Here is a 4,113-nt window from a genome sequence, read left to right on the forward strand (position 1 = left end):
CCCCTCGGCGGGGCGGCCGGCATCCGCCGTCTCCGCGCACGTGCTGCGCCGGCCGAGGCCCGCGGAGTACCGAGGCCCACCGGTGCCTGCTCGCCAAGAAGCCGTCCGTGCCGGAGGATCGGCCCATGCCGATCCTGCCGACCGACCGGGACCCACGACTGATCACCGAGCGCCGAGGCGGCACGCTCACGGACGAGCACCACCACCTCCTCGCGGAATGGGCCGCGGTGTGCGCCGAGCACGTCCTGCCCCTGTTCGAGCGGGCTGCGCCCGACGACCCGCGCCCGCGAGAGGCCCTCGCCGTCGAGCGGGCCTGGATCCGCGGGGAGATGGCCATGAAGGACGCGCACCGGGCCGCCTTCGGTGCCAACGCCGCCGGTCGGGACCTGCCCGCCCCCGCGAAGTACGCCGCGCTCGCGGCCGGGCAGGCCGTGGCCGTGGCCCACGTCGCCGCACACGACCTGGGGGCTGCGGCCTACGCGATCCGGGCCGCGGCCGCCGACGCGTCGGCGCGCGGCGACGACGCCGAGACGGCCCGCCTCGTCGAGAGGGACTGGCAGCGCGACCAGATCCCCGACGCCGTCCGCGACCTCGTCCTCGACGACCAGCGACGCCGGAGCGCGATCTGCTGGGACGCCTTCGACGACTGACGCACCGCGCAGGCCGGCGTCTCCCGTCGCGCGACGCCGGACCGTGGCCCGCCTAGGTCGCGGGCGCCGTCGGGTCCCAGACGAAGCCCAGTGCGTCGAGCGCAGCGACCCGCTCGGGGCTCAGCCTCCCGCCCGTCCCCTCGCTGCGTCGGCTGCGCACCCACTGCCCGAGCCGGAACCCGTCGTCCCGCCGGTGCCTGATCGGCACGCGCGCGTGCCCGTGCTCCGCGACGTAGGACCCGAGAGCCTCGACGCCCTGGCGCCACAGGGCGTCGTTGTCCCGGACCCGCCACTCGAAGCCGAGCCCGTCGAGGACCTCGACCCGCCACTGCGCGAGAAGTCCCTTGGCGTGCCGGGCGCGCACGTACGCGACCCAGTCGCCCAGCCTCCTGCCGTCCGGGCTCACGAAGCTCGCCGGCACACGACAGTGCCCACGCTCGCCCCGAAAGGTCTCGAGCGCGTCCACCCAGGCGCGGAAGGCCTGGTCGTCAGATCCACGCGTCGCTCCCGTCGGCGGCGTCGAGGTCCACTCGAAGCCCAGCGCCACGAGCTCCTCGACGCGCTCGGCGCGCAGCAGGCCGTGACGGTGCTCCCACCGGCGTCGGGCGACCCAGGCGCCCAGGAGGGTCCCGTCGGGGGCGACGTGGTCGCCGGGGACCCGACCGTCCCCGTGCTCCTCCACGTACCGCGCGAGGAGCTCGACGCCCTCGCGCCACAGGGCGTCCTCCTCGTCGCGCGCGTGCCAGACGAACCCCAGGTCGTCGAGCTGCGCGACCCGTCCGACCGAGAGCGTGCCCGCTTCCCGGGAAGCGCGCTGGCTCGACACCCAGTGCCCCAGACGGGTCCCGTCCTCGCACTCGAACGTCGTGGAGATGTCCGGGCCGTTGCGCGCGACGTACCTCGACAGGCACGCCAGGTGAGCGTCCCAGTCGTCCGCGTCCAGCACGCTCGGGAACTCGAACCCGAGGTCGCGCAGCTCGCGCTCCTGCGTGGCCGACAACCGCCCGGCCCGACGGTCGCGGCGCACCCGCGCGACCCAGCCCGACAGGTCGAACCCGTCGCTCGTGCGGTACGGGTCGGGCACCCGCGCATGACCGTGGTCGGCGACGAACGCCGCGAACGCCCGGTGGCTGCGGCGCTTCGACGTCTCGAGCGCCAACGTCCAGTCCATCCCCACGCCGTCGAGGTCCGCCACCTGCTGGTCCGTGACCTCGCCCGACGCCCGGCGCCTGCGCATGCGGCCGACCCACGCCCCGAGCCCGAACCCGTCCGCGGTCTCGTAGTAGTACGGGACGCGGGTGTGCCCGTGCTCGTCCTTGAAGGCGGCGAGCCGGTCCACGTTGCGCTGCCACTGCTTGAGCGGGTGCCGCACCTCGAACGCGAACCCGGCCTCGCGCAGCGCGCGCAGGCGCTCGTCCTTCAGGGTCCCGAGGGAGTGCTCACGACGCTGGACCTTGACCCACGTGCCGAGGGCGAACCCGTCGGGCTCGGTGCGGTGGCTCACGGGGACCCGGGGATGCCCGTGCTCGGCGACGAACTGCACGAGGTGGGCGTGCCCCTCCCACCAACGTTCCTCGTAGCGTCCCACTCGACGGCCTCCTTTCCCTCGACGGCCCGTGCCGGCCCCTCGGGGCCGATCACCCGGGAAAGACACGCTGGGACCGCACGTGTGACGGCAACGGCTCGAAGGCCCGGCTTTTTCATCCGCTGCTGCGTCGGCCCGCCCGCCGCACCCGCGCTCCGGTCACCCGTCCCCGGTGGCCTCGCGGTCCGGTGACGTCGTTCCCGGTGACGTGGCCCGCCCGAGCCGATAGTGTCCCGCTGAGGGTCGCCGACCCCGCCGTGCCGTGGACCGAGCCTTCCGGTGGGGCTCGAGGGATGCGTGGTGCCATGTCCGCCTCTCCTGACGCGCTGGTCGGCCGCGAGCGCGAGCAGCGGCTCCTCGCCGCCACCCTGGCGGACGCTCGCCATGGGCAGAGTCGGGTCCTGGTCCTGCGGGGCGAGCCCGGGACGGGCAAGAGCACGCTGCTGGGACGCGCGGGCGCAGCAGCCCAGGACTTCACGGTCCTGCGCCTGGTCGGCACCGAGACCGAGGCGGACCTCCCGTTCGCCGCGATCCAGCGCGCCCTGCTTCCCCGGGCCGCACGGATCGAGACCCTGCCCGCTCCCCAGGCGGAGGCGCTGCGCGTGGCGCTCGGGACGTCGTCGGGCCCGGTACCGGACCGCTTCCTCGTGAGTCTCGCCGTCCTCTCGCTCCTCGCCGACCTGTCCGACGACGCCCCCACCCTCGTCCTCGCGGACGACGCCCAGTGGCTCGACCGGGAGTCGCTCGACGTCCTCGCTTTCGTCGGTCGTCGCCTGCACGCCGAGCAGGTCGCCCTGGTCCTGGCCGTACGGACCGGGACGCCGGGCGAGGCCGCCCTCGCCGACCTGCCCACCGTGGACCTCACCGGGCTCGCGCGCGACGAGGCGCTCGCGCTGCTGCGCGGACGCGTGGGCACCCCACTCGACCCGCACGTGGCGGACTCGATCGTCACGGCGACCGGCGGCAACCCGCTCGCGCTGCTCGACCTGAGCGACGAGCTGAGCGCCGCCCAGCTCGCAGGTCGCGCGGTGCTCGGTGCGCCGCTGCCCGTCGGCAGCCACCTGGAGGAGCACTACCAGCGCCTCACCGGGGCGTACGGGACCGCGACCCGCCGCTGGCTCCTGCTGGCGGCGGCCGAGCCCACGGGCGACGTCGCCTACGTCGCGGCAGCGTCGGCGACCATGCGGCTGCCCGACGACGCGTCCGCCCCGCCCGAGCAGGACCGCCTCGTCTCGGTCGACCGCCGGGTCGTGTTCCGCCACCCTCTCGTCCGGTCGGCCGTCTACCGCGCGGCGACCGGCAGCGAGCGCCGGGCGGCCCACGCCGCGCTCGCGGACGTGACCGACCGTGCGGCGGACGTCGACCTGCGCGCCTGGCACCTGTCGGCGGCCACGTCCGGTCCGGACGAGGCGGCCGCCGTCGCGCTCGAGGCGGGTGCCGTGCGCGCGCACGCCCGGGGTGGCTACGCGGCCCGAGCAGCCTTCCTCGCGCGAGCCGTGGAGCTCACCGCGCCGGGACCCCGGCGGGACGAGCGGGCGGTATCGGCAGCGGAGGCCGCGTCCCTCGCGGGTTCGCCCGTCCGGGCCCTGGCCCTGCTGGAGGAGGTCGACGACGCCTCGCTCGCGCCGCCCGACGTCCTCGCGCGGAGCCTGATGGCGCGGGCCGTGGCCCGCAAGTACGCGGGGGCCCCACGAGCTGCCGCCGAGAGCCCTGGCCTCTTCCTGCGCGCCGCTCGCGCCCTGCGGGCTTGCGACCCGACGGCGGCGCGGGACGCACTCCTCGCGGCGTTCGGCGAGATCCTCGCCGCGGAGTCGGCCGCGGGAGACGGGGTCCTGGCGGACCTCGCCCGCGAGGCGGCTGCCCTGGGCGCGGCCGGGC

Annotated in this window: 3 protein-coding genes; 2 read left to right on the forward strand and 1 reads right to left on the reverse strand. The window is 76.0% G+C overall.

Features of this window, described 5'->3' with window-relative positions; all coding sequences use genetic code 11:
* The first annotated feature begins 125 nt into the window (after positions 1-125).
* On the forward strand, positions 126-650 hold the full coding sequence (locus tag ACFRCR_RS17395) for a putative immunity protein (RefSeq protein WP_377679286.1): 525 nt from the start codon (positions 126-128) through the stop codon (positions 648-650).
* A gap of 52 nt (positions 651-702) precedes the next feature.
* Here ACFRCR_RS17395 and ACFRCR_RS17400 read toward each other — a convergent pair whose 3' ends face one another.
* The gene (locus ACFRCR_RS17400) at positions 703-2,238 is read right to left on the reverse strand and encodes a helicase associated domain-containing protein (protein WP_377679288.1); all 1,536 of its coding nucleotides are present in this window, start codon (positions 2,236-2,238) and stop codon (positions 703-705) included.
* Positions 2,239-2,540: 302 nt separating this feature from the next.
* Here ACFRCR_RS17400 and ACFRCR_RS17405 point away from each other — a divergent pair.
* The coding region (locus ACFRCR_RS17405; protein WP_377679290.1) for an AAA family ATPase at positions 2,541-4,113 on the forward strand (1,573 nt) is incomplete at its 3' end.

This window comes from Oerskovia sp. NPDC056781 (assembly GCF_042789955.1).
GTDB lineage: Bacteria > Actinomycetota > Actinomycetes > Actinomycetales > Cellulomonadaceae > Oerskovia > Oerskovia rustica.